The organism is Acidovorax sp. (assembly GCF_046341535.1).
Taxonomy (GTDB): domain Bacteria; phylum Pseudomonadota; class Gammaproteobacteria; order Burkholderiales; family Burkholderiaceae_C; genus Acidovorax.
Genome location: NZ_JBKDRI010000027.1, coordinates 1 through 20,181, shown reverse-complemented (window position 1 = coordinate 20,181; position 20,181 = coordinate 1). Strand labels below are relative to the sequence as shown.

General features: G+C 61.2%; 18 protein-coding genes. 10 read left to right on the top strand and 8 right to left on the bottom strand.

Annotated elements, in window-relative coordinates:
* Window positions 1-242: 242 nt before the first annotated feature.
* From ACK543_RS01560 to fba, 3 genes are all read left to right on the top strand, one after another.
* On the top strand, window positions 243-944 hold the full coding sequence (locus tag ACK543_RS01560) for a response regulator (protein WP_409941127.1): 702 nt from the start codon (window positions 243-245) through the stop codon (window positions 942-944).
* Complete coding sequence (locus ACK543_RS01555; protein WP_409941126.1) at window positions 944-2,332, top strand: histidine kinase dimerization/phospho-acceptor domain-containing protein; 1,389 nt, start codon at window positions 944-946, stop codon at window positions 2,330-2,332. The genes ACK543_RS01560 and ACK543_RS01555 overlap by 1 nt, the downstream gene beginning before the upstream one ends.
* 104 nt (window positions 2,333-2,436) lie before the next feature.
* Entirely contained in the window at window positions 2,437-3,501 is a 1,065-nt protein-coding gene (fba, locus tag ACK543_RS01550) for a class II fructose-bisphosphate aldolase (RefSeq protein WP_409941125.1), read from the top strand.
* 550 nt (window positions 3,502-4,051) lie between these two features.
* On the opposite strand, the gene ACK543_RS01545 is transcribed toward fba, so the two are convergent.
* From ACK543_RS01545 to ACK543_RS01510, 8 genes are all read right to left on the bottom strand, one after another.
* Complete coding sequence (locus ACK543_RS01545) at window positions 4,052-4,747, bottom strand: ABC transporter ATP-binding protein (protein ID WP_409941124.1); 696 nt, start codon at window positions 4,745-4,747, stop codon at window positions 4,052-4,054.
* A gap of 2 nt (window positions 4,748-4,749) precedes the next feature.
* Window positions 4,750-5,544, bottom strand: coding sequence for an ABC transporter ATP-binding protein (locus ACK543_RS01540; RefSeq protein ID WP_409941123.1), 795 nt, complete (start codon window positions 5,542-5,544; stop codon window positions 4,750-4,752).
* Window positions 5,545-5,546: 2 nt separating this feature from the next.
* Window positions 5,547-6,878: a branched-chain amino acid ABC transporter permease gene (locus ACK543_RS01535; RefSeq protein WP_409941122.1), complete on the bottom strand. Its 1,332-nt coding sequence runs from the start codon at window positions 6,876-6,878 to the stop codon at window positions 5,547-5,549.
* Between the two features lie 4 nt (window positions 6,879-6,882).
* Window positions 6,883-7,836 (bottom strand): branched-chain amino acid ABC transporter permease, encoded by a 954-nt coding sequence (locus ACK543_RS01530; protein ID WP_409941121.1) that lies wholly within the window; start codon window positions 7,834-7,836, stop codon window positions 6,883-6,885.
* A gap of 67 nt (window positions 7,837-7,903) precedes the next feature.
* Window positions 7,904-9,136: a branched-chain amino acid ABC transporter substrate-binding protein gene (locus tag ACK543_RS01525; RefSeq protein ID WP_409941120.1), complete on the bottom strand. Its 1,233-nt coding sequence runs from the start codon at window positions 9,134-9,136 to the stop codon at window positions 7,904-7,906.
* A 183-nt stretch (window positions 9,137-9,319) separates the two neighbouring features.
* A complete protein-coding gene (locus ACK543_RS01520; RefSeq protein ID WP_409941119.1) occupies window positions 9,320-10,963 on the bottom strand; it encodes a 3-(methylthio)propionyl-CoA ligase in 1,644 nt (547 codons plus the stop codon).
* A 42-nt stretch (window positions 10,964-11,005) separates the two neighbouring features.
* Window positions 11,006-12,154, bottom strand: coding sequence for an ABC transporter substrate-binding protein (locus tag ACK543_RS01515; protein WP_409941118.1), 1,149 nt, complete (start codon window positions 12,152-12,154; stop codon window positions 11,006-11,008).
* Between the two features lie 180 nt (window positions 12,155-12,334).
* Entirely contained in the window at window positions 12,335-13,987 is a 1,653-nt protein-coding gene (locus ACK543_RS01510) for a methyl-accepting chemotaxis protein (protein ID WP_409941117.1), read from the bottom strand.
* A 268-nt stretch (window positions 13,988-14,255) separates the two neighbouring features.
* Here ACK543_RS01510 and ACK543_RS01505 point away from each other — a divergent pair, with 268 nt between their 5' ends.
* The 7 genes from ACK543_RS01505 (at window position 14,256) to ACK543_RS01475 (ending at window position 19,726) form a co-directional block, all read left to right on the top strand.
* Window positions 14,256-14,945, top strand: a complete 690-nt coding sequence (locus tag ACK543_RS01505; protein ID WP_409941116.1) for a Crp/Fnr family transcriptional regulator — start codon at window positions 14,256-14,258, stop codon at window positions 14,943-14,945.
* Between the two features lie 127 nt (window positions 14,946-15,072).
* Window positions 15,073-16,554 (top strand): protein adenylyltransferase SelO, encoded by a 1,482-nt coding sequence (locus ACK543_RS01500; RefSeq protein ID WP_409941115.1) that lies wholly within the window; start codon window positions 15,073-15,075, stop codon window positions 16,552-16,554.
* Window positions 16,551-16,964, top strand: a complete 414-nt coding sequence (msrB, locus tag ACK543_RS01495) for a peptide-methionine (R)-S-oxide reductase MsrB (RefSeq protein WP_409941114.1) — start codon at window positions 16,551-16,553, stop codon at window positions 16,962-16,964. The genes ACK543_RS01500 and msrB overlap by 4 nt, the downstream gene beginning before the upstream one ends.
* A 17-nt stretch (window positions 16,965-16,981) precedes the next feature.
* Window positions 16,982-17,521, top strand: a complete 540-nt coding sequence (locus tag ACK543_RS01490) for a septation protein A (RefSeq protein WP_409941113.1) — start codon at window positions 16,982-16,984, stop codon at window positions 17,519-17,521.
* A gap of 15 nt (window positions 17,522-17,536) precedes the next feature.
* Window positions 17,537-17,806: a BolA family protein gene (locus ACK543_RS01485; protein ID WP_409941112.1), complete on the top strand. Its 270-nt coding sequence runs from the start codon at window positions 17,537-17,539 to the stop codon at window positions 17,804-17,806.
* 69 nt (window positions 17,807-17,875) lie between these two features.
* Window positions 17,876-18,661 (top strand): peptidylprolyl isomerase, encoded by a 786-nt coding sequence (locus ACK543_RS01480; protein WP_409941111.1) that lies wholly within the window; start codon window positions 17,876-17,878, stop codon window positions 18,659-18,661.
* Between the two features lie 456 nt (window positions 18,662-19,117).
* Window positions 19,118-19,726: a hypothetical protein gene (locus tag ACK543_RS01475; RefSeq protein ID WP_409941110.1), complete on the top strand. Its 609-nt coding sequence runs from the start codon at window positions 19,118-19,120 to the stop codon at window positions 19,724-19,726.
* Window positions 19,727-20,181 lie beyond the last annotated feature (455 nt).

Below are 20,181 nucleotides of genomic sequence, written 5' to 3'. Positions count from 1 at the left end.
GCGCTATGCACTTGCCAGCACCGCTTTTGGAGCGCCATGCGGTGTTGCTCCTCCTTGCAGGTACGAGCCTGCCGCGTCGTCGCGCCTTGCCTGGCGCCCCAAAAGCAGCGCTGGCAAATGCATCCAACTGCAGTTTTTAGGCTGAGGCGAAAGAGGCGGCGCAAGCCAAGGCCGGCGTCGAGCGCCGCGGGGGCTGCGTTGGTGCACGGGCCCCGCTGGTCTATCGCTGCGACAATGCGCCCATGCGAATCCTCGTGGTGGAAGACGACCCCGGCATTGCCATCGGTCTGCGTGCCAACCTTCAGCAGCGCGGCTACGCGGTGGACGTCAGCGACCGTGTGGCCCAGGCCTGGAGCGCGCTGCGGGTCGAGCGGTTTGATGCGGTGCTCCTTGATCTCGGTCTGGTTGACGGGGACGGCACCGAGCTTGTGCGGCGGTTGCGCCTCAGTCCTGGGCAAAGCGGCGCGTATCCGGCCCTGCCCGACCCCGCCACGCCCGTGCTGATTGTCACCGCGCGGGATCAGGTCCATGAGCGCATTGCCGGCCTGGACCAGGGCGCAGATGACTACCTGAGCAAGCCGTTCGATATGGACGAGCTCGATGCCCGCTTGCGCGCCCTGTTGCGCCGCGCTGCCGGGCGCTCGTCGCCGGTGATCCGCCATGGCGACATCGAACTGGACCCTGCCTTGCGCGCGGTACGTCAAGACGGGCAGCCCGTGGATCTGTCGCCCCGAGAATTCTCGGTGCTGCTGGTACTTCTGGAGGCGCGGGGGCGTGTAATGTCCCGCCACCAGATCAAGGCGTGCCTGTACAGCTGGGATGCGGCCATCGAGAGCAACGCCATCGAGGTGCACATCCACCACCTGCGCCGCAAGCTGGGCAGCGGGTTGATCCAGACCATGCGCGGCGTAGGCTACTTCATACCGCAGGAAGAGCGGCGGTGATGAGTGGCGCGGCGCCCTTCCTGCCTGCGCGAGGCCGTCGGCCATCGCTCACCCGCCATGTCATGCTTTGGTCACTGGGCGCGCTGGCCGTGGTGTGGGCCAGTTTTGTTTGGGTGGGCTACCGGACGGGAGTTCACGAGGCCGATGAGCTGACCGATGGCCATCTTGCCAGCGTGGCGGGGCTGCTGCTGAATTTGCACGTGGCCGACTCGGGCCCAGAGGCCAATGTGACCGAGCGCGCGGCCCCTGCCTGGCTGAAGATGCATGACTACCAGCAGTCACTCAGCGTGGTGCAATGGAATGCCCAGGGGGCGCTGCAGACCCGACGCGGTAAGGCGCCGCTGCCGCCATTCGCCCAGGCTGAAGGGTTTGCCAACATCGAACTGGGCGCGCCTGCCACGGCATGGCGATCGTTTTCGCAGTGGGACGCTTCCCACACCCGCAAGATCATGGTGCTGGTGGAACTCGACGAGCGGGATGCTCTTGCACGGGACATAGCCGAGCAGATGATCGCGCCCGGCCTGTGGCTATTGCCTGTGGTCTCGTTGGCCCTGGGCCTGGCGCTGTGGCGTGGTCTACGCCCGTTGTATGCGTTGTCGGCCGATGTGGCCGCGCTTGATCCGGCCAGCGCGCAGCGCCTTGCGGTGGGGCACTCCTGGAGCGAATTTGCCTCGGTGGTGGCATCCATCAACACGCTGCTGGACCGCCAGCACGATGCCATGGTGCGTGAACGGCGGTTGGCCAGCGAGGTGGCGCACGAACTGCGCACCCCGCTTTCATCCATCGCCCTGCAGGCCAGCGCCCTCGGGGGCGGGTTGGATGCTGAAGCACAAGCGCAGGCCGTCGCGCGCATCGGCCAGGATGCCCTGCGCGCCGGCCATGTGCTCAATCAGCTCCTGGCGCTGGCCCGGGCCAGCCGCGCAGAGCTTCATGAGGCCAAGGCACCCGTGGATCTGTCTGCGCTGGTGCGCCACGCCTGTGCGGATTACGCCCAGGCCGCCTGGCAGCGCGGTGACGACCTGGCCCTGGTGGCCCCGCCGGGGATCGTCGTGCAGGGCCATGCCGTGCTGCTGGACATCGCGGTGCGGAACCTGTTGGAAAACGCGCTCAAGCACTCGCCCCACGGCACCCGCATTGCTGTGGAGGTCGGGGTGGGGCCGCCCACAGGCGTCTGGGTCCAGGTCTGCGACGACGGGCAGCGCCCGCCCGCAGGTGCAGCCGCCGGCCCGGCGCCCCGTCCGGCGGACAGCCTGCACCTGGGCCATGAGATCCTGCGCCGGGTCGCCGATGTCCACGGGGGCAGGTTTGGCCCGGTGGCGCCGAGGCCATCGTTCACGACGTGCTTCCGGCTGGATTTGCCTGCATCGCCCCGGCGGGTCGGCGGTTAAAATTACGGGTTACAACGCGGTTACGGCCGCAGGATTTCGCGTCGGCGTTCCCGTTGATGCCCTGGCTGCTCTGTTTCTCAACCTTCCCACCGGACCTTACGACCATGCCCCTCGTCTCGATGCGCGAACTGCTCGACCATGCTGCCAGTCACGGCTACGGCATTCCTGCCTTTAACGTCAACAACCTCGAGCAGGTCCAGGCCGTGATGGCCGCGGCCGACGAGGTGGGCGCCCCGGTCATCCTGCAGGCCAGCGCCGGCGCGCGCAAGTACGCAGGCGAGCCCTTCATCAAGCACCTCATCCAGGCGGCCGTGGAAGCGTTTCCCCACATTCCGCTGGTGATGCACCAGGACCATGGCACGTCGCCCAAGGTCTGCCAGGGCGCCATCGACCTGGGCTTTGGCTCGGTGATGATGGACGGCTCGTTGATGGAAGACGGCAAAACACCATCGAGCTTTGAATACAACGTGGAAGTGACTCGCAAGGTGGTGGACATGGCCCACAAGCTGGGCGTCACGGTCGAGGGTGAACTGGGCTGCCTGGGTAACCTGGAAACCGGCGACGCTGGCGAGGAAGATGGCATCGGCGCCGTGGGCAAGCTTGACCACAGCCAGATGCTCACCGACCCCGAGGAGGCCGCCACCTTCGTGAAGGCCACCCAGCTGGACGCTCTGGCCATTGCCATCGGCACCAGCCACGGTGCCTACAAATTCAGCCGCAAGCCCACGGGCGACATCCTGGCCATCAGCCGCGTCAAGGAAATCCACCAGCGCATTCCCAACACCCATCTGGTCATGCACGGCTCCTCATCGGTGCCTGCTGAACTGCTGGCCATCATCAACCAGTACGGTGGCAAGATGAAGGAAACCTACGGCGTGCCGGTCGAAGAGATTCAAGAGGCGATCAAGCACGGCGTGCGCAAGATCAACATCGACACCGACATTCGCCTGGCCATGACCGGCGCGGTGCGCAAGTTCCTGGCCGAGAACCCCGACAAGTTCGACGCCCGCGAATGGCTCAAGCCCGCCCGCGAAGCAGCCAAGCAGGTCTGCAAGCAGCGCTACCTGGAGTTTGGCTGCGAAGGCCAGGGAGCCAAGGTCAAGGGCCACAGCCTGCAGGTCATTGCAGCCCAGTATGCGTCCGGAGCGCTCGCCCAGGTGGTGAACTGATCGCACCGCTTCGCGCGCCCAGCGCCCTGCCGCCTCGTGTGGCTGGGCGCTTTTTCACGCCCTGTCGTACCCCTCAATGCGCATGAACCCTTGATCCTAAATACGGCAGTTGACCGCTTGTCATCTTGGCGCACACCGCATGGACTCGAGCCTTGGGTTGTTTTTGCAGCCCCACCTTGGGGGAGACAGCGCTATTCACTTGCCAGCACCGCTTTTGGAGCGCCATGCGGTGTTGCTCCTCTTTACAGGCACGAGCCTGCCGCGTCGTCGCGCCTCGCCTGGCACCCCAACAGCAGCGCTGGCAAATGCATCCAACTGCCGTTTTTAGGGTCACTGCAAGACTCCACCAGGGAACAAAAAAAAGACGCCACGAAACCCGGGCGCCCCTGAGATGGACGTGAACGTGAAAGAGGATGGCTGGACCTTGCAAAGCGCTCAGCCTGCGAAACGGCCATACCCAGTAACAGCGCCCCTCGCAAGGGCCGCCGTACCGCGCTGAAGGCGCTCCCCCCGGGGAGAAGGCGCGCAGCGTCGCAGAGGGTCCGCCCTGCTACACCTCCAGCCATTCCTTGCGGATATCGCTGTTGGCGCGCAAGCTGTCCGGCGTGCCATCGAACACGATGACGCCATGTCCCATGACGAGTGCGCGGTCCGAGATGGACATCGCAATGGTCAGTTTTTGCTCGATCAGCAGCACCGAGACGCCGCGCGCCTTGAGGGTCTGCAGGTACTGCCCTACCAGCTCGACAATCTTGGGCGCCAAGCCTTCTGTGGGCTCGTCGATGATGATGAGATCGGGGTCGCCCATCAGGGTGCGGCACAGCGTGAGCATCTGCTGCTCGCCCCCCGACATCACGCCCGCCTCGGTGTGCTGGCGCTCCTTGAGGCGCGGGAACATCGCATACATGTCGTCAAACGACCAGCGGCTGCCCTTGCCCGCGCCCTTTTGACCCAGCAGCAGGTTCTGGTGGACAGTGAGATTGGGGAACACATCACGGCTTTCCGGCACATAGCCCAAACCCAGGTGCGCGATCTCGTAGGCCTTCCTGCCATGAAGCGGCTGACCCTTCCAGTGGATGGTTCCTTCCCAGTCCACGAGCCCCGTGATGGCCTTGGCCGTGGTCGAGCGGCCCGATCCGTTGCGGCCCAGCAGGGCTACGATTTCACCGGGCTGCACGTCAAACGTGACGCCGTGCAGCACGTGGCTTTTGCCGTAGAAGGCGTGCAGGTTGTCGATCTTGAGCATTTCTAATGTCCCCCTGCCTGCTGTTCGGCCACTGCGGACCCGAGGTAGGCCTCCTGCACGCGCTGGTTGGCACGCACCTTCTCCGGCGTGTCAAAGGCAATCACCTCGCCGTACACCACCACTGCAATCTTGTCGGCCAGCCCGAACACCACGCCCATGTCATGCTCCACCGTGAGCAGCGTGCGGCCTTCCGTGACCTCCTTGATGAGGTGGATGAACCGTGTGGTCTCGCTCTTGCTCATGCCTGCGGTGGGCTCGTCCAGCAGGATGACGTTAGCGCCGCCAGCAATGGTGATGCCGATCTCCAGGGCCCGCTGCTCGGCATACGTGAGATTCATGGCCAGGATGTCACGCTTGTGGTCAAGCTTGATCATCTCCATCAGCTCGGTTGCGCGGCGGTTGGCATCGTGCAGACCCGACAAGAAGCGCAGAAAGGTGTACCTGTAGCCCATGCTCCAAAGGACGCCGCAGCGCAGGTTCTCAAACACCGACAGCTTGGGAAAGATGTTGGTGATCTGGAAACTGCGTGACAGTCCCTGGCGGTTGATCTCATACGGTGGCAAGCCGTTGATACGTTGGCCATTGAGGATCACGTCGCCGCTGGTGGGCGCAAATCGGCCACTGATCAGATTGAACAGCGTGGACTTTCCAGCCCCATTGGGGCCAATGATGGCCACGCGCTCGCCGGGTGCCACGCCCAGATTGGCGCCCCGAATGATCTCCGTCTTGCCGAAACTCTTGCGCAGGTCGCGCAGTTCGAGTGCGTAGGCGTGGTGGGTTGCGTTGTCAGCCGCCATGATTAAAGCGCCTCCCCACGTTGGATCTGATGCTCGATTTCTTCCTGGATCGTGCTCCACTGGCGCACAAATTGCCGGCGGCACCATTCAAACAACCCAAAGCCCGTCACCATCACAACGATGGCGCCAACCCAGCTCGCCAGCCCCTTCGCATCGAGCGTGGCCCCCAGGAAGCTGAGCTGGGGCCCGAGCGCCGCGTTGAGTTGCAGGTGGTACGTCATCTCGATCATGCAGGCTGCCCCCATCACGCCCACCAGTGCGGCACCCGCCAGCGCCAGGTAAGACACCCACAACCGCCCCAACTTGCCGAACTTGGCCAAGCGCAGGTTCATCATGACCAGGCTGGCAATGCCGCCAGGCGCAAACATCACCATGAACAGGAACACGAGCCCGAGGTAGAGCAGCCAGGCCTTGGACAGCTCGGACAGCAGCACCGATGCCAGCACCAGCAGCACGGCGCCGATGATGGGGCCGAAGAAAAATGTGGCCCCACCAAGGAACGTGAACAGCAGGTAGCCCCCCGAGCGGAGCACACTGAGGCTGTCTGCCCCGGTGATGATCTCGAAGTTGATCGCGGCCAAGCCGCCGCCGATGCCCGCGAAAAAGCCCGCGATGATGAAGGCCAGATAGCGCACGCGCTGCGTGTTGTAGCCAATGAACTCCACGCGCTCTGGGTTGTCACGCACCGCGTTCAGGATGCGTCCCAGGGGAGTCCCCGTGAAGGCAAACATGGCCGCCGTGCAGACAAAGCAGTACGCGGCAATGAGGTAGTACACATGGATGGCCGGGCCGAACGTGATGCCAAACAAAGGTGTGCCGTACACCCGATTGGTGGTGATGCCACCCTCGCCCCCGAAGAACTCAGGGAACATCAGCGCCATCGATGCCACCAGCTCTCCGATACCCAGGGTGATCATGGCAAACGTCGTGCCTGACTTCTTGGTGGTGACAAAGCCCAACACGATGGCAAAGAAGGCTCCAGCCAGTCCGCCGATGATGGGAATGAACACCAGCGGTATCGCAAAGGATCCCTTGGTGGCCATGTTCATGGCGTGGATGGCAATGAACGAGCCGAGCCCCGTGTACACCGCATGGCCAAAGCTCAGCATGCCGCCCTGCCCCAGCAGAATGTTGTACGACAGGCAAATGATGATCAGGTAGCCCATCTGCGACAGCATGGTGAGCGCCAGGCTGCTGCGAAACACCATGGGTGCCACCATCAGGACGATGGCAAACAGGCTCCAGATCACAAACCGCCCCACGTTCCAGGGCTTGAACCGGTAGTGCGAGGCCACGCTGGCGCCCGCAGATGTTATTGTCGAGTTGGAATTCATGTCGTCAGTCCTCCCGGGTGCCCAGCAGGCCCTTGGGGCGGAAGATCAGGATCAGCACCAGGAACAGGTACGGCAGGATGGGCGCCACCTGCGAGATCGTCAGCTTGAGCAGCGGGTAGCCGAAGGTCTGGTCGGTCACTGCAATGCCCACCGCCTTGAGTACATGGACGAGCGAGTAGTCCAGCGCCACGGCGAACGTCTGCACCAGGCCAATCAGCAGTGACGCCAAAAAGGCGCCCGCCAGCGAGCCCATTCCGCCCACCACCACCACCACGAAAATGATGGAGCCGACCGATGCAGCCATGGCAGGTTCGGTGATGTAGGTGTTGCCACCAATCACACCCGCCAGACCGGCCAGGGCAGCGCCGCCACCAAAAACCAGCATGAACACGCGCGGCACGTTATGGCCCAGCGCCTCCACCATCTCGGGATACTTGAGGGCCGCCCGGATCACGAGGCCAATGCGCGTGCGCGTCAGCAGCAGCCACACCGACACCAGCATCAGCAGTGCAACCAGCATCACGAACGAGCGCGACCTGGGGAATTGGGTGCCGTACAGAGAAAACAACGGGCCCTGCAGTTCCTCGGGCAGGCCATAAGGCACGGTGGAGCGGCCCCAAACCAATTGCACCACCTCCAAAATAAGGTAGGACAGACCAAAGGTGACCAGCAGCTCCGGCACATGCCCGAACTTGTGCACACGGCGCAGGCAATATCGCTCAAACGCAGCGCCAAGCGCGAACACGACGAGCGGGGCCAGCACCAGTGCGGGCCAAAAGCCGATCACCTCGGAGATGGTGAACGCAAAATACGCACCCAGCATGTAAAAGCTGGCGTGAGCAAAGTTAAGCACACCCATCATGCTGAAAATCAGCGTGAGGCCCGAACTCAGCATGAACAGCAAGAGCCCATAGCTCACGCCGTTCAGCAACGAGATAACGAAAAACTCAAGATTCATTGGAATTTTTCACTTCAGAGGAAAAAGGCCCGATTGGCTCGGGCCTCCAAGCACATCAGACCCGCAATCAGGGACGCTTCATCTGGCACGACGTCGGCGTGCTCGCCACAAAGGGCTCGTAGTACTTCACGGGCACAAAGGTATAGCCGGTTCCCTCCGCGTCGATCGGAAACTTGCCGCCCGCCTTTTCCCACTTGCTGATGAACAGGCCCTGCTGCATCTGGTGGTCGGTTTTGCGCATTTCGACCTCGCCGTTGAAGCTCTTGAACTTCATGCCCGACATGGTGGCAGCCACCTTCACGGGGTCGGTCGTTTTGGCCTTGGCAAACGCTTCGCTCAGCAAGACGAACGTGTGATACAGGGACCCCATGGTCAAATCTTCGTTGAACTTTTTCCTGAACTCGATCACTAGCGGGTTCATTGGGCCAGGCATGTTGATGTGGGAAAAGAGCACCTGGTACACGCGGCCGGGAGAGCCGGAACCGATGGCGGTGGGGGCGCCAGGGAAGGATGCGTAGTAGGTGTAGAAGTTGACGTTGTTCAGGCCCGCATCATTGGCGGCCTTGATCAGCAGCGCAAGGTCGGACCCCCAGTTGCCGGTGATCACGCTGTCCGCGCCCGACTGCTTGATCTTAGCGATATAGGGTGAGAAGTCGCGCACCTGGGCCAGCGGGTGGAGGTCGTCGCCCACGAACTGCACATCGGGGCGCTTGCGCTGCATCATTTCCTTGGCGAACTTTGAAACCTGGTGGCCGTGCGAGTAGTTTTGATTGATCAGATAGACCTTTTTGATCTCGGGAATATCTTTCATGTAGGTCGTGAGCGCTTCCATCTTCATCGAGGTGTCTGCGTCGAGGCGGAAGTGCCAGAAACTGCACTTGCTGTTGGTCAGATCAGGGTCTACCGCTGCATAGTTCAGGAACACCGCTTCCTTGCCAGGGTTTCGGGCGTTGTGCTTTTCCAGCGAGTCCATGATGGCCAGCGCAGGGCCCGAGCCGAGGCCCTGAACGATGTAGCGCACGCCCTGGTCCAAGGCAGAGCGCACGGCGCTGTTGGTTTCCTGCGGGCTCAACTTGTTGTCGATGCTGATGATTTCAAACTTGACGCCTGCGGCATTCTTTTTGTTGAACTCTTCGGCGAGGAACTGGATGCTCTTGAGCTGGTTCGAGCCAATCGTGGCCATGAGGCCAGAAAAGGCATCAATCATGGCGATCTTGACGGTCTCGCCTTGTTGAGCAAAAGCGCCACAAGCGCTTGCCAAAATTACAGATGCTGCTACAGCCTTAATAGCAAATTTCATGGTTTTCCTTGTCAATCGGTAGAACGCAACGCGCCGCGTTGAAACAAAGCGATGCCCGGGGATTGCTCCCAGAGGTGTCGCATACGTGAGAGGCGCCACACTCGACCGAGTGCGCGCCAGGTCAGGGCACTATGGAAAACGTGCTAGCGCAATTGCATGCCAACGCGCCGTGCCCTGCCCTCATCACAGGCCTGGAAGCCTGTAATCCTGGAGCTGCTCGCGCAGTTTGGTCTTGAGCATCTTTCCGGTGGCACCGAGCGGAATGGCATCGACGAACACCACGTCATCCGGAATCTGCCACCGGGCCGTCTTGCCTTGGTAGAACGCCAGCAGCTCTTCGCGCGTCACTGCTGCGCCCGGCCGCTTGACCACGACCACGATGGGGCGCTCGTCCCACTTGGGATGCGGCATGCCCACACAGGCGGCCATGGCAACCGCCGGATGCGCCATGGCGATGTTCTCGATGTCGATCGAGCTGATCCACTCGCCGCCAGACTTGATCACGTCCTTGCTGCGGTCGGTGATCTGCATGAAACCATCGGCGTCGATCGTGGCAACATCCCCCGTGGGAAACCAGCCTCGGCCCTGCGCGTCTTTGACGAGGGGGTCGCCACCCTCGCCCTTGAAGTAGCTGCCCACAATCCAGGGGCCTCTGACCATCAGGTCGCCGTATTTCCTGCCGTCCCAGGGCAGTTCCTCGCCATCGCCACCCACAATCTTCATGTCCACACCGTAGATGGCACGACCCTGCTTTTGCATGATCTTCATCTGTTCGTCCTTGGGCAATCCAAGATGCTTGTTCTTGAGAGTGCACAGGGTCCCCAGCGGGCTCATTTCGGTCATGCCCCAGGCGTGCAGAACCTCCACGCCGTAGTCCTCTTTGAAGGCATGGATCATGGCGGGTGGGCAGGCCGACCCGCCGATCACAGTGCGCCGCAGGTGCGAGAACTTCAGGCCCGCGGGCTTCATGTGGCTCAACATCATTTGCCACACCGTGGGCACACCGGCGGCGTAGCTCACCTTCTCGGACTCGATGAGTTCATAGATCGACTTGCCATCCATGGCAGGGCCCGGAAACACCAGCTTGCAACCCGTGAGCGCTGCTGAGTAAGGAATGCCCCAGGCATTGACATGGAACATGGGCACAACGGGCAACACCGAGTCGCGCGCCGACAGACACATCACGTCCGGCAGCGCCGCCGCGTAGGCATGCAGGGTGGTCGAGCGATGGCTGTACAAAGCCGCCTTGGGATTGCCGGTGGTGCCGCTGGTGTAGCACATGCTGGAAGCCGAGTTCTCGTCAAACTCGGGCCATGCATAGTCCGCCGGATAGGCGCCAATCCAGTCCTCATAGCTCGATAGACCCGGCACGCCAGAGTCGAGGGGCAGTTGGTCACCATCGCACAAGGCCACCCACTTTTTCACCGTCGGGCAACGCGCGTGCACGGCCTGTATCAACGGCAGAAAGGTCATGTCAAAACACAGGACCTGGTCTTCAGCATGGTTGATGATCCAGGCAATCTGGTCCGGATGCAGGCGCGGGTTGACGGTGTGCAACACGCGGCCGGAACCACTCACGCCGAAGTACATCTCCATGTGGCGGTAGCCGTTCCACGCCAGCGACGCCACGCGGTCGCTGAACCACAGCTTCAATGCGTCAAGCGCACGCGCCAGCCTGCGCGAGCGTGCAGCCAAGTCACGATACGTGTAGCGATGGATGTCGCCCTCCACCCTGCGCGAAACGATTTCAGCATCGCCGTGGTGGCGCTCTGCGAACTCGATCAGCGAAGAGATGAGCAGCGGTTGGCTTTGCATGAGGCCCAGCATGGGTGCTCCTTTGATAATGATTAATACGCTATGACGCTTGGTCTAACGGATGAACTTTTCACCGTGGCCGATGATGGTCAGATCGACAAAGCGCGAGCCCTGACGACCACCCCGCCCAAAGTCCACCTCGAAGCCGCCGAAATCCATGCGCCGCATCGACTCGAGCCCCTCCATGAAGCGGGCGCGCGTGAGGTCTTTTCCGGCGCGACGCAACCCTTCTACAAGCACCTTGATGTTCAAGTAGGCCTCCATCCCGATCAGCGAGATGTTTTGAGGAAAACCCGCTTGCATCAACGCGGTTCGGTACTCGCGTGCGAGGGGCATGCTTTGGCTCCATGGAAGAGGAACGACGGTGGTCACAACGACACCCACACCTTCCGGACCCAGCGCGCGAACGGTCGCCTGAGTCCCCATCACGGACAGCGTGTAAAAGCGCGTCGCACGATTCATGGTGCGGTAGGCCTTGATGAAGGCCACGGTGGGGGCACCGGCCGTGATCATGATGACGGCATCGGGGCCGCTGCGGCTCAGACTGGTCACAGCCTGCTGTACATCCGAAGCGTCTGCCTGAATGGGGGCATCGGCCTGCAGCTTGTGCCCGCGCTTTTCCATCGACTTGCGAACACCTGCAAGCCCGTCCTTGCCAAATCCGTTGTTGACCCATAGAACCCCAATGCGCAAGACCCCGAGCGTGGTCAGGTGTTGCACCAGCTTTTCAGCCTCATCGGCATAGCTGGCGCGAATGTTGAACACATGCGCTATCGCAGGCGTACGCACCAGGTCAGCACCCGTGAACGGAGCGATCAATGGCAACGGAGGGCTTTGCTGCGCGAGCAAGGGCAATATGGCGGCCACGTTGGCGGTGCCCGTGAGATTACACAAGGCAAAAACGCCGCTGTCTTCCATCATGCTGGCGACGTTTTTGGCCGTGTTGGCCGGCTGGTAGCCGTCGTCCATCGTCACCATCCGGATGCGACGGCCATGCACACCGCCTTGCGCATTGACCGCATCCAGGTAAACCTGAGTGGCGCTGACCATATCTGGCGACATCTCTCGAAGCGGACCGGTCAGTTCCAGCGACTGACCGAGCACAATCTCTTTGCTGCTCACGCCGGGGACGGTTTGCGCTGCGGCCCAGGGAGATAGCGCCGCGATACCCAGCGTCCCCAAAAAGTCTCTCTTACTCAGCACTCGCCTCTCCTTCATCACAAAAACATCCCGCGACTTGCGCGTACCGCGCTCCTCAGCGGGGTAGTGTGCTGACCAACCCAGAGCGCAGCAACAGCTGTCGCCCCGGTGACATTTATCGAGGGTTTTCCCCTGCGGTTTCTGGCCACAACCATCTGCACGTGCTCGCAAAAAAAGGGGGGATTACCGGGCCAACAGCCTCTGAGAACCCGCAGCATCCTGGCTGCGGGTAGTGCGCACGGACGTTGAGCCCTGTGACGAGGGTCTACCGGCTTTTGCCACGCCGTCGCTCACGGTGCCGATACGGAACACAGCTACCGCATCCACCAGCTGTGCCGCCTGCAATTTCAGGCTATCAGCAGCCCCGGCGCTTTCTTCTACCAGCGCGGCGTTTTGCTGTGTGGTCTGGTCCATATGGGTGATCGCTTCGGCAACCTGGGCCACCCCCTGGCTCTGCTCACCGCTGGCCGCGCTGATCTCACCCACAATATCCGTCACGCGCCGGATGGCGTCCACCACCTCGCTCATGGTGACGCCGGCCTTATCGACCAGCTGCGATCCTTTTTCTACCCGCTCCACGCTGGCCATGATCAGACCCTTGATCTCCTTGGCGGCCTCGGCACTGCGCCCGGCCAGGCTGCGTACCTCGCTGGCCACCACGGCAAATCCACGGCCCTGCTCGCCGGCGCGGGCCGCTTCCACCGCAGCGTTGAGCGCCAGGATGTTGGTCTGAAAGCTGATGCCGTCGATCACGCCGATGATGTCGGCGATCTTGTTGCTGCTGGCGTTGATGCCTTTCATGGTCTCGACCACCTCGGCCACCACCTGCCCGCCCTGGCTGGCTACGGCGGATGCTTTCATGGCGAGCTGGTTGGCGGCGCGGGCGTTCTCGGCGTTTTGCCGCACGGTGGCACCCAGCTCTTCCATCGAAGCAGCGGTTTCTTCCAGCGCACCGGCCTGCAGTTCAGTGCGTGCCGACAGGTCGTTGTTGCCCGAGGCGATTTCGGCGCTGGCGGTTGCCACGCCCTCTGCCCCCATACGCACGTTGCCCACGATGGTGGCCAGTCGCTGCTGCATGGTGGTCAGGGCCTGGAGCAATTGCGCGGCCTCGTCGCTGCCCTCTGCCGAAATCGGATGGGTCAAGTCACCGTCTGCAATGCGTTCTGCAGCCTGCTTGCCCAGCAGCACCGGTTTCACGATGGAACGCGTAACGATCCACGCCAGCAACGCGCTCAATGCCACTGCAATCAGCGTACCGATGCCCAACAGCATCCGGCTGGCCTGGGCCAGTGACGACGCTTCCTGTTGGCCCTTGGCCAGCTCCTCGGCCATCGTGCTCCGCAGCACATCGAGCAACTGAAGGTATTGGTCGGCCAGCGGGCGCAGCTCTTTGTCCACCATGGTCGGCACATTGGGCTCGCCGCCGCGGTGCAGCTCGCGGATTTCTACGACCTTGTCATCGTAGGTCTTGCTCGCCTGCGCGATGGACTCGAGTTGGCTGCGGCCCTTGTCGCTTTGCACCAGGGCCTCAATACGGCGCACCTTTTCCTCAGTTTGCTTGGCTGTGGCCTGCGTATCGGCCGTGAGCTTTTCCATGTATGCCGGGTCGATGGCCTTGAGGAAGGCCTCGGTACGCACCCAGTTCAGGCGGATATCCGAGGTCCAGTTCTCCACCAGCGATTGCTGCTCGATTTCCTGTGTGGCCACACGCTCAGCCGCTTCCTGCAGATTGCCGATACGCCAAAAGCCGGTGGCAGCAATCAGCACCGTGATGACCAGGATGCTGACAAACGAGAGGCCGAGGCGCAGGCCAACTGAAAGGCGGCTGATGAGCATGGTGAAAAGCGCGAATAGCGGTCTGGGAAGCGATGACGAAAAGGGGGACCAGACCGCTTGCATGGCCACTGGGGTGACGCCGCCGTGCTGCGGTCATGGTGCGGCGGTGAGAATTCCGGTAGAGGCACTCGGTCGCAATCCACTCATGACCCACTCGGTGAGTGGAGCAAAAAGCATATGGGCCAACTCAGTGCACGCCAACACCTGTCGCCAAGTTGACATTTACCTCGGGTTTTCCCACCCCGCCGGTCGGGGCGAAAATCGCACCATGTTCAATTCACTCTCCCAGGCCGAGCGCTTCATCACCGGCCAGCGCTGGTTTGCCAGCCTCGACACAGATCTGCAAAGCCAGGTTCGTCATGGTGTTTACGAGCACGAAGGTGCCAAGGGAGAGGTGATGCTTGCAGCCGGAGCGCCCGTGCAAGGCTGGTATGCCGTGCTTTCTGGCCTTGCGTTGCTGCGCAGCCCGACGGACCCGCGGCAGCGCGCCTCGGCGTTTATCGGGATTCCTGACGGGGAGTGGTTTGGCGAGGGCTCTGCCATCAAAGGCGAGCCACGCAGGTATGACGTGATTGCGCTTCGCCCTACCGTGATGTTGTGCCTGCCTTCGACGCTGTTCAACACCCTGCTGGACACCAGTCTCGCCTTCAACCAATTCCTGGTGCGTCACATGAACCTTCGTCTGGGTCAGGCCATGGGCATCATCGAAGCGGGCCGTGTGCGGTCGCCCGAGCACCGCGTGGCGCTGTATCTGAGCCGGATGTTTTGGCGCAGCACGCGCAGGTTGAACCTGACCCAGGAAGAACTGGGCCAACTGGTCGGCCTGTCGCGCCAGACGGTCAACCGTGTGCTTCGCGCGCTAGAGGGGCTGGGCATTGTCTCGCTGGATTTCGGCCGCGTGGCCATCATGGACGACGGGGCGCTGGACGCTTATCTGACGGCCACTGCAGGGGATTGAAACGTGCAACATGCCGTTCGCCGTGGCCCGCCGCGCCCGGGACACGTTGCGATGCGATAGCGATGCTGTGTGTGGACGCATGCCCCCCAGCAAGCCGGGACATCCCCCCTGCGAGACAATTACTTCGATGTTCCTGCCCTCAGACAACACCATGACCGCAGACCTTGGTCTGGCGTGGAATCACGGCTTTGCCGCCCTCGGCCCCGACTTCTACACTGATCTGCGGCCTACTCCGCTGCCCTCTCCCCGCTGGGTGAGCACCAGTGCCCAGGTGGCCGGGTTACTGGGCCTGACCGAGGCACAGATGTGCGGCGACGCCGCTCTGCAGGCGTTCACTGGCAATGCGCTCCTGGCAGGCGCGCGCCCGCTGGCCAGCGTGTACAGCGGGCACCAGTTTGGCGTGTGGGCCGGGCAGTTGGGCGATGGCCGGGCCATTCTTCTGGGCGAGACGGCTGGTGGATGGGAGGTGCAGCTCAAAGGCGCGGGCCTGACGCCCTACTCCCGCATGGGAGACGGCAGGGCTGTGCTGCGCTCGAGCATTCGCGAGTTCCTGTGCAGCGAAGCCATGCACGGGCTGGGCATCCCTACATCGCGCGCCCTGTGCATCACTGCATCACCTGCCCCAGTGCGGCGCGAAGAGATTGAAACAGCCGCCGTGGTCACGCGCGTGGCACCCAGCTTTGTTCGCTTCGGCCACTTTGAGCACTTTGCCGCCACCGGCCATGATGCACCGCTGCGGCAATTGGCCGACTACGTGATCGATCGCTACTACCCGCAATGCCGGGCGCCACAGTCGTTTGGCGGCAACGCCTACGCAGCCCTGCTCAAGGCAGTGAGCGAGCGCACCGCCACCCTCATGGCAGCGTGGCAGTCGGTGGGCTTTTGCCACGGTGTGATGAACACCGACAACATGAGCATCCTGGGGCTGACCATCGACTACGGCCCATTCCAGTTTCTGGATGCCTTCGTGCCGGGTCACGTGTGCAATCACAGCGATTCGCAGGGCCGCTACGCTTTTAACCGCCAGCCCAACGTGGCTTACTGGAACATGTTCTGCCTGGCGCAGGCATTGCTGCCACTCATTGGCGACCAGGAACTTGCCAAGGAGGCGCTGGAGTCCTTCAAAACCGTGTTTCCTGAGGCGTTCGTAGCCCGTATGCGCGACAAACTTGGACTTTTGCAGCCGCACCCAGGGGATTCGGAGCTGGTTGACGGCATCTTGCTGCTTCTGGCGCGCAATGGCGTGGACTACACCATCTTCTGGCGACGCCTCGCCCAGGCCGTACAAACAAGCCAGTTTGAACCGGTCAGAGACCTGTTTGCACACCGTGCGGCATTCGATCAGTGGTTGCTATCGTATTCAGAGCGAATAAACCAGTCTGATCAGGCGCGATCGGCCAATTTGATGCTAAAAACCAATCCCAAGTACGTCTTGCGCAACCATCTGGGCGAACAAGCCATCCGGGCTGCGAAACTTGGCGACTTTTCTGAAGTCCACACATTGCAGCGCCTGCTGGAGCGCCCGTTTGACGAGCACCCGGCCCACGAGGCCTACGCCGACTTTCCGCCCGACTGGGCTTCGTCCATCGAAATCAGCTGTTCATCATGACCTTCCCGATCCAGAAAACAGAGTCCGAGTGGCAAGCGATCCTGCGCGACAAGGGCGCCGAGCCCGCGGCCCTGCAGGTCACCCGCCGCGCTGCTACCGAAAGGCCGTTCACCGGCAAATATGAAGCCCACTGGGCTGATGGCAGCTACCACTGCATCTGCTGCGGCGCGAAGCTGTTTGACTCCGAAACCAAGTTCGACGCAGGCTGTGGCTGGCCCAGCTTCTCGCAAGCCATGACTGGCGCCATCACCGAGATCGTGGACCGCAGCCATGGCATGGTTCGCACCGAAACAGTCTGTGCACAATGCGGGGCTCACCTTGGGCATGTCTTTGAAGACGGCCCCGCGCCCACCGGCCTGCGGTATTGCATGAACTCGGCGTCGTTAGACTTCGAGGCGGTCAAGCGCTGAGCACTTTTGATGATTTCATGAAAATCCTGATCGACTTTTTCCCCATCCTGCTTTTTTTCGGCGCCTACAAGCTCTATGACATCTACGTCGGCACGGCTGTGCTGATGGCGGCTACGGTGGCGCAAATGGGCCTTATCTACGCCATCGATCGGCGGCTGCAGACCATGCACAAGGCCACGCTGGTGCTGATTCTGCTGTTTGGCACGCTCACGCTGGTCTTGCAGGACGAACGGTTCATCAAGTGGAAGCCCACCGTGCTGTACGGAGCAATGTCACTGGCACTGGCAATCGCGCTATGGGCATTTCGCAGGAACTTCCTCAAAATGCTGCTGGGAGGCCAGCTGGGGCTGCCTGACTCCGTGTGGTTGCGGCTGAACATCGCCTGGATCGCTTACTGCGCCTTTATGTCGGCCATCAACGCGTATGTGGTCATGAATTTTTCCACCGAAGCCTGGGTGAACTTCAAGCTCTGGGGCTATGTGTTCCCGCTGGTTTTTCTGGTGGGCCAGGGCATTTACATCGCGCCGCACCTCAAAGGTGATGAGCCTGCAGCCTGAGCAAACCCTCACCGCATGACGATCACTCCACCGCTAGCGCAGCAGATGCACGAGGCGCTGGCTGCGCGCCTGAAGCCTTCATTTCTGGAGGTGCTGGACGAAAGCGCAGACCATGCCGGCCACGCCGGAGCCAACGGCACCGGAATGGGCACCCATTTCAGGGTACGCATCGCCTCGCCTTTGTTCACCGGACAGCGCCGCGTGGCCCAGCATCGGCTTGTGTATGATGCTTTGCAAGAATTCCTGGACGCAGGCGTCCACGCCCTGGCCATTGAAATTCTCTGATCCGGCGACCAACTCACCATGGGCTGGCGCTTGGCCGGTAAATCACTCTTCTCTTATTTTGGATTTCGCATGAAGAAAAAGCTCCTGTCCGGCCTCGTGGCCGCTGCCGTGCTGGGCTCGTTGGCCCTGCCCGTGTTCGCCCAGAACGTCGCCATCGTGAACGGCAAGGCCGTGCCCAAGGAACGTGTCGAAGCCCTCAAGCAGCAGATCGAGCGCTCGGGTCGTCCGATCACCCCGGATATTGAAGGGCAGATCAAAGAGGAAGTCATCGCGCGGGAGATTTTCATGCAGGAAGCGCAAAAGCGCGGCCTCGATGCGTCATCTGAGTACAAGTCGCAGATGGAGCTTGCCCGTCAGAGCATCCTGATCCGTGAACTCTTCACGGATTTCCAGAAGAAGAACCCGGTGACCGACGCCGAAGTCCAGGCGGAGTACGACAAGTTCGTAGCCGCCAACAGCGGCAAGGAATACAAGGCCCGCCACATCCTGGTCGAGAAGGAATCCGATGCCAAAGCCATCATCGCCTCGATCAAAAAGGGCGCAAAGTTTGAAGACATTGCCAAGAAGCAGTCCAAGGACCCAGGGTCCGGCGCCAACGGTGGTGATCTGGACTGGGCAAGCCCGTCGAGCTATGTGAGCGAGTTCACGGAAGCCATGGTCAAGCTTGAAAAGGGCAAGATGACCGAAACTCCGGTGAAAAGCCAGTTTGGCTGGCACGTGATCCGTCTGGACGACGTGCGCCAGGCCGAGTTGCCTAAACTAGAAGAAGTGAAGCCCCAGGTGGCTCAGCAGTTGCAGCAGCAAAAGCTGTCAAAGTTCCAGGAAGACCTCCGCACCAAGGCAAAGGTCGAGTAGCAGCCTGCTGCAAAACTCAAAAACTCTATTGGCCGCCTGCCTCATGGTCACTCACCTCTTGGGGGCCTCAAAAAAGTTCGCTTGTCGGACGTTTTATGGGATTGAGCGTTCGCAGCTAGCATCAGCAGACCAGCATTCCGACAACCTGTTACAAATCGGTGTGCGGCATGCAATAAATCGGAGGGCATCCCCGGTTTCGAGTTGCAGTGCCAAACGTCGTGGCAATGCACGCGCAACGGATTGACAAAATGCATGGCTCAACGTAGCCCACAAGGCTACGGTTGAGTTTTTACTATTGGTGCAACATCGCAAATTTGTGATCCAAAAAGAGCTCCTCTACTTGAGCCCACCGCCTTGGGAAATGCGCGGCAGCTGCAGCAGGAAACGCGTAAACTCCAACATCAATCCATCCTGTGCCAGTGCTCGCAGGGGGCTTTTACTCCAACAGAGAACTCAATGAAACGCCTCTTTGTGACGCTGCTGTCAGCTTGCGCGGGAATTTCCTTCGCGCAACCCGAGTGCTATCCGGTCAACAACCGCCCGGGAATCATCTCCAACGTGAGCTCAACAGGAATCGCCACAAGGGGCAACCCCGTCACGGTGTGTACGGTTATCAACTCTCTTGAATCGCTAGATTCGTCGACGCTCTTCATGGCAGAGTCCACAACCGGCGATACGATGCTGGAAATCTTCTATCCTTTTGAGAGGTCCAGTATTCCCAACATGCAAGGCGAGCCTTACAACCAGAATTTGTTCCCACGCCGAACTTTTGACAACTATCGAGAAACGCTCAATTCAAGTGAGCTTGCCCTTCTAAAGTCGAAATTACGGTTGCCAGACAGAGAAACCGACGCGGCAGCCATGATGACTTCAGACGAACGCTTCTATAGCCTAATCTTCGTTGCAACGTTTTGGACTCAAGGTAAGTACAACTACAAGTTTGGCGTTTGCGCTTCAGGATACCCTAAGGAAGGCAGCGCGACAACAGCGGTCTCCATAACGAATCTTGGCCCTACAAAGAACGGCACCTGCTATCAGCGCTCGGGCTACTATTTCGAGAAATAGGCGGCTTGACGTATCAGTAGATGAATCGGGGGAGTGATGCGGAATTCCAGTTAATTCTGCTTTCGCTTGCACGCGAGCAACCTGCTGAAATACCGCCCAAGATCTCCAGTAACCGCCTGCCCGATGGTGACTTCCCCTTGGGCAACCTTATACGAGGCGGTTTGTGCATGCGCCCTGCGAGGCGCGTGCGCTGTCGAATCAACGCGGCCATGGGGCCGCGTTTGCATTGGTGGGTCGGCTTCTTGAGCATAGCGGGCGCTCCCCACCAAGTTCCACGGTATCTGCACAGCTGCCGACCTCAGCTGCACTTGGCTTCTAGCCCGAATATTTCACGGCAATTGGTCGAAGGCGGAGCGAAGCGAGTTTTTCTGTTGATTTTGGGCTGCCAAGTGCTCTGGCCAGGGCTTTGATGTGCTGCAAAAGGCTATGGCGTGGTAACCAGGCACACCGGCCCC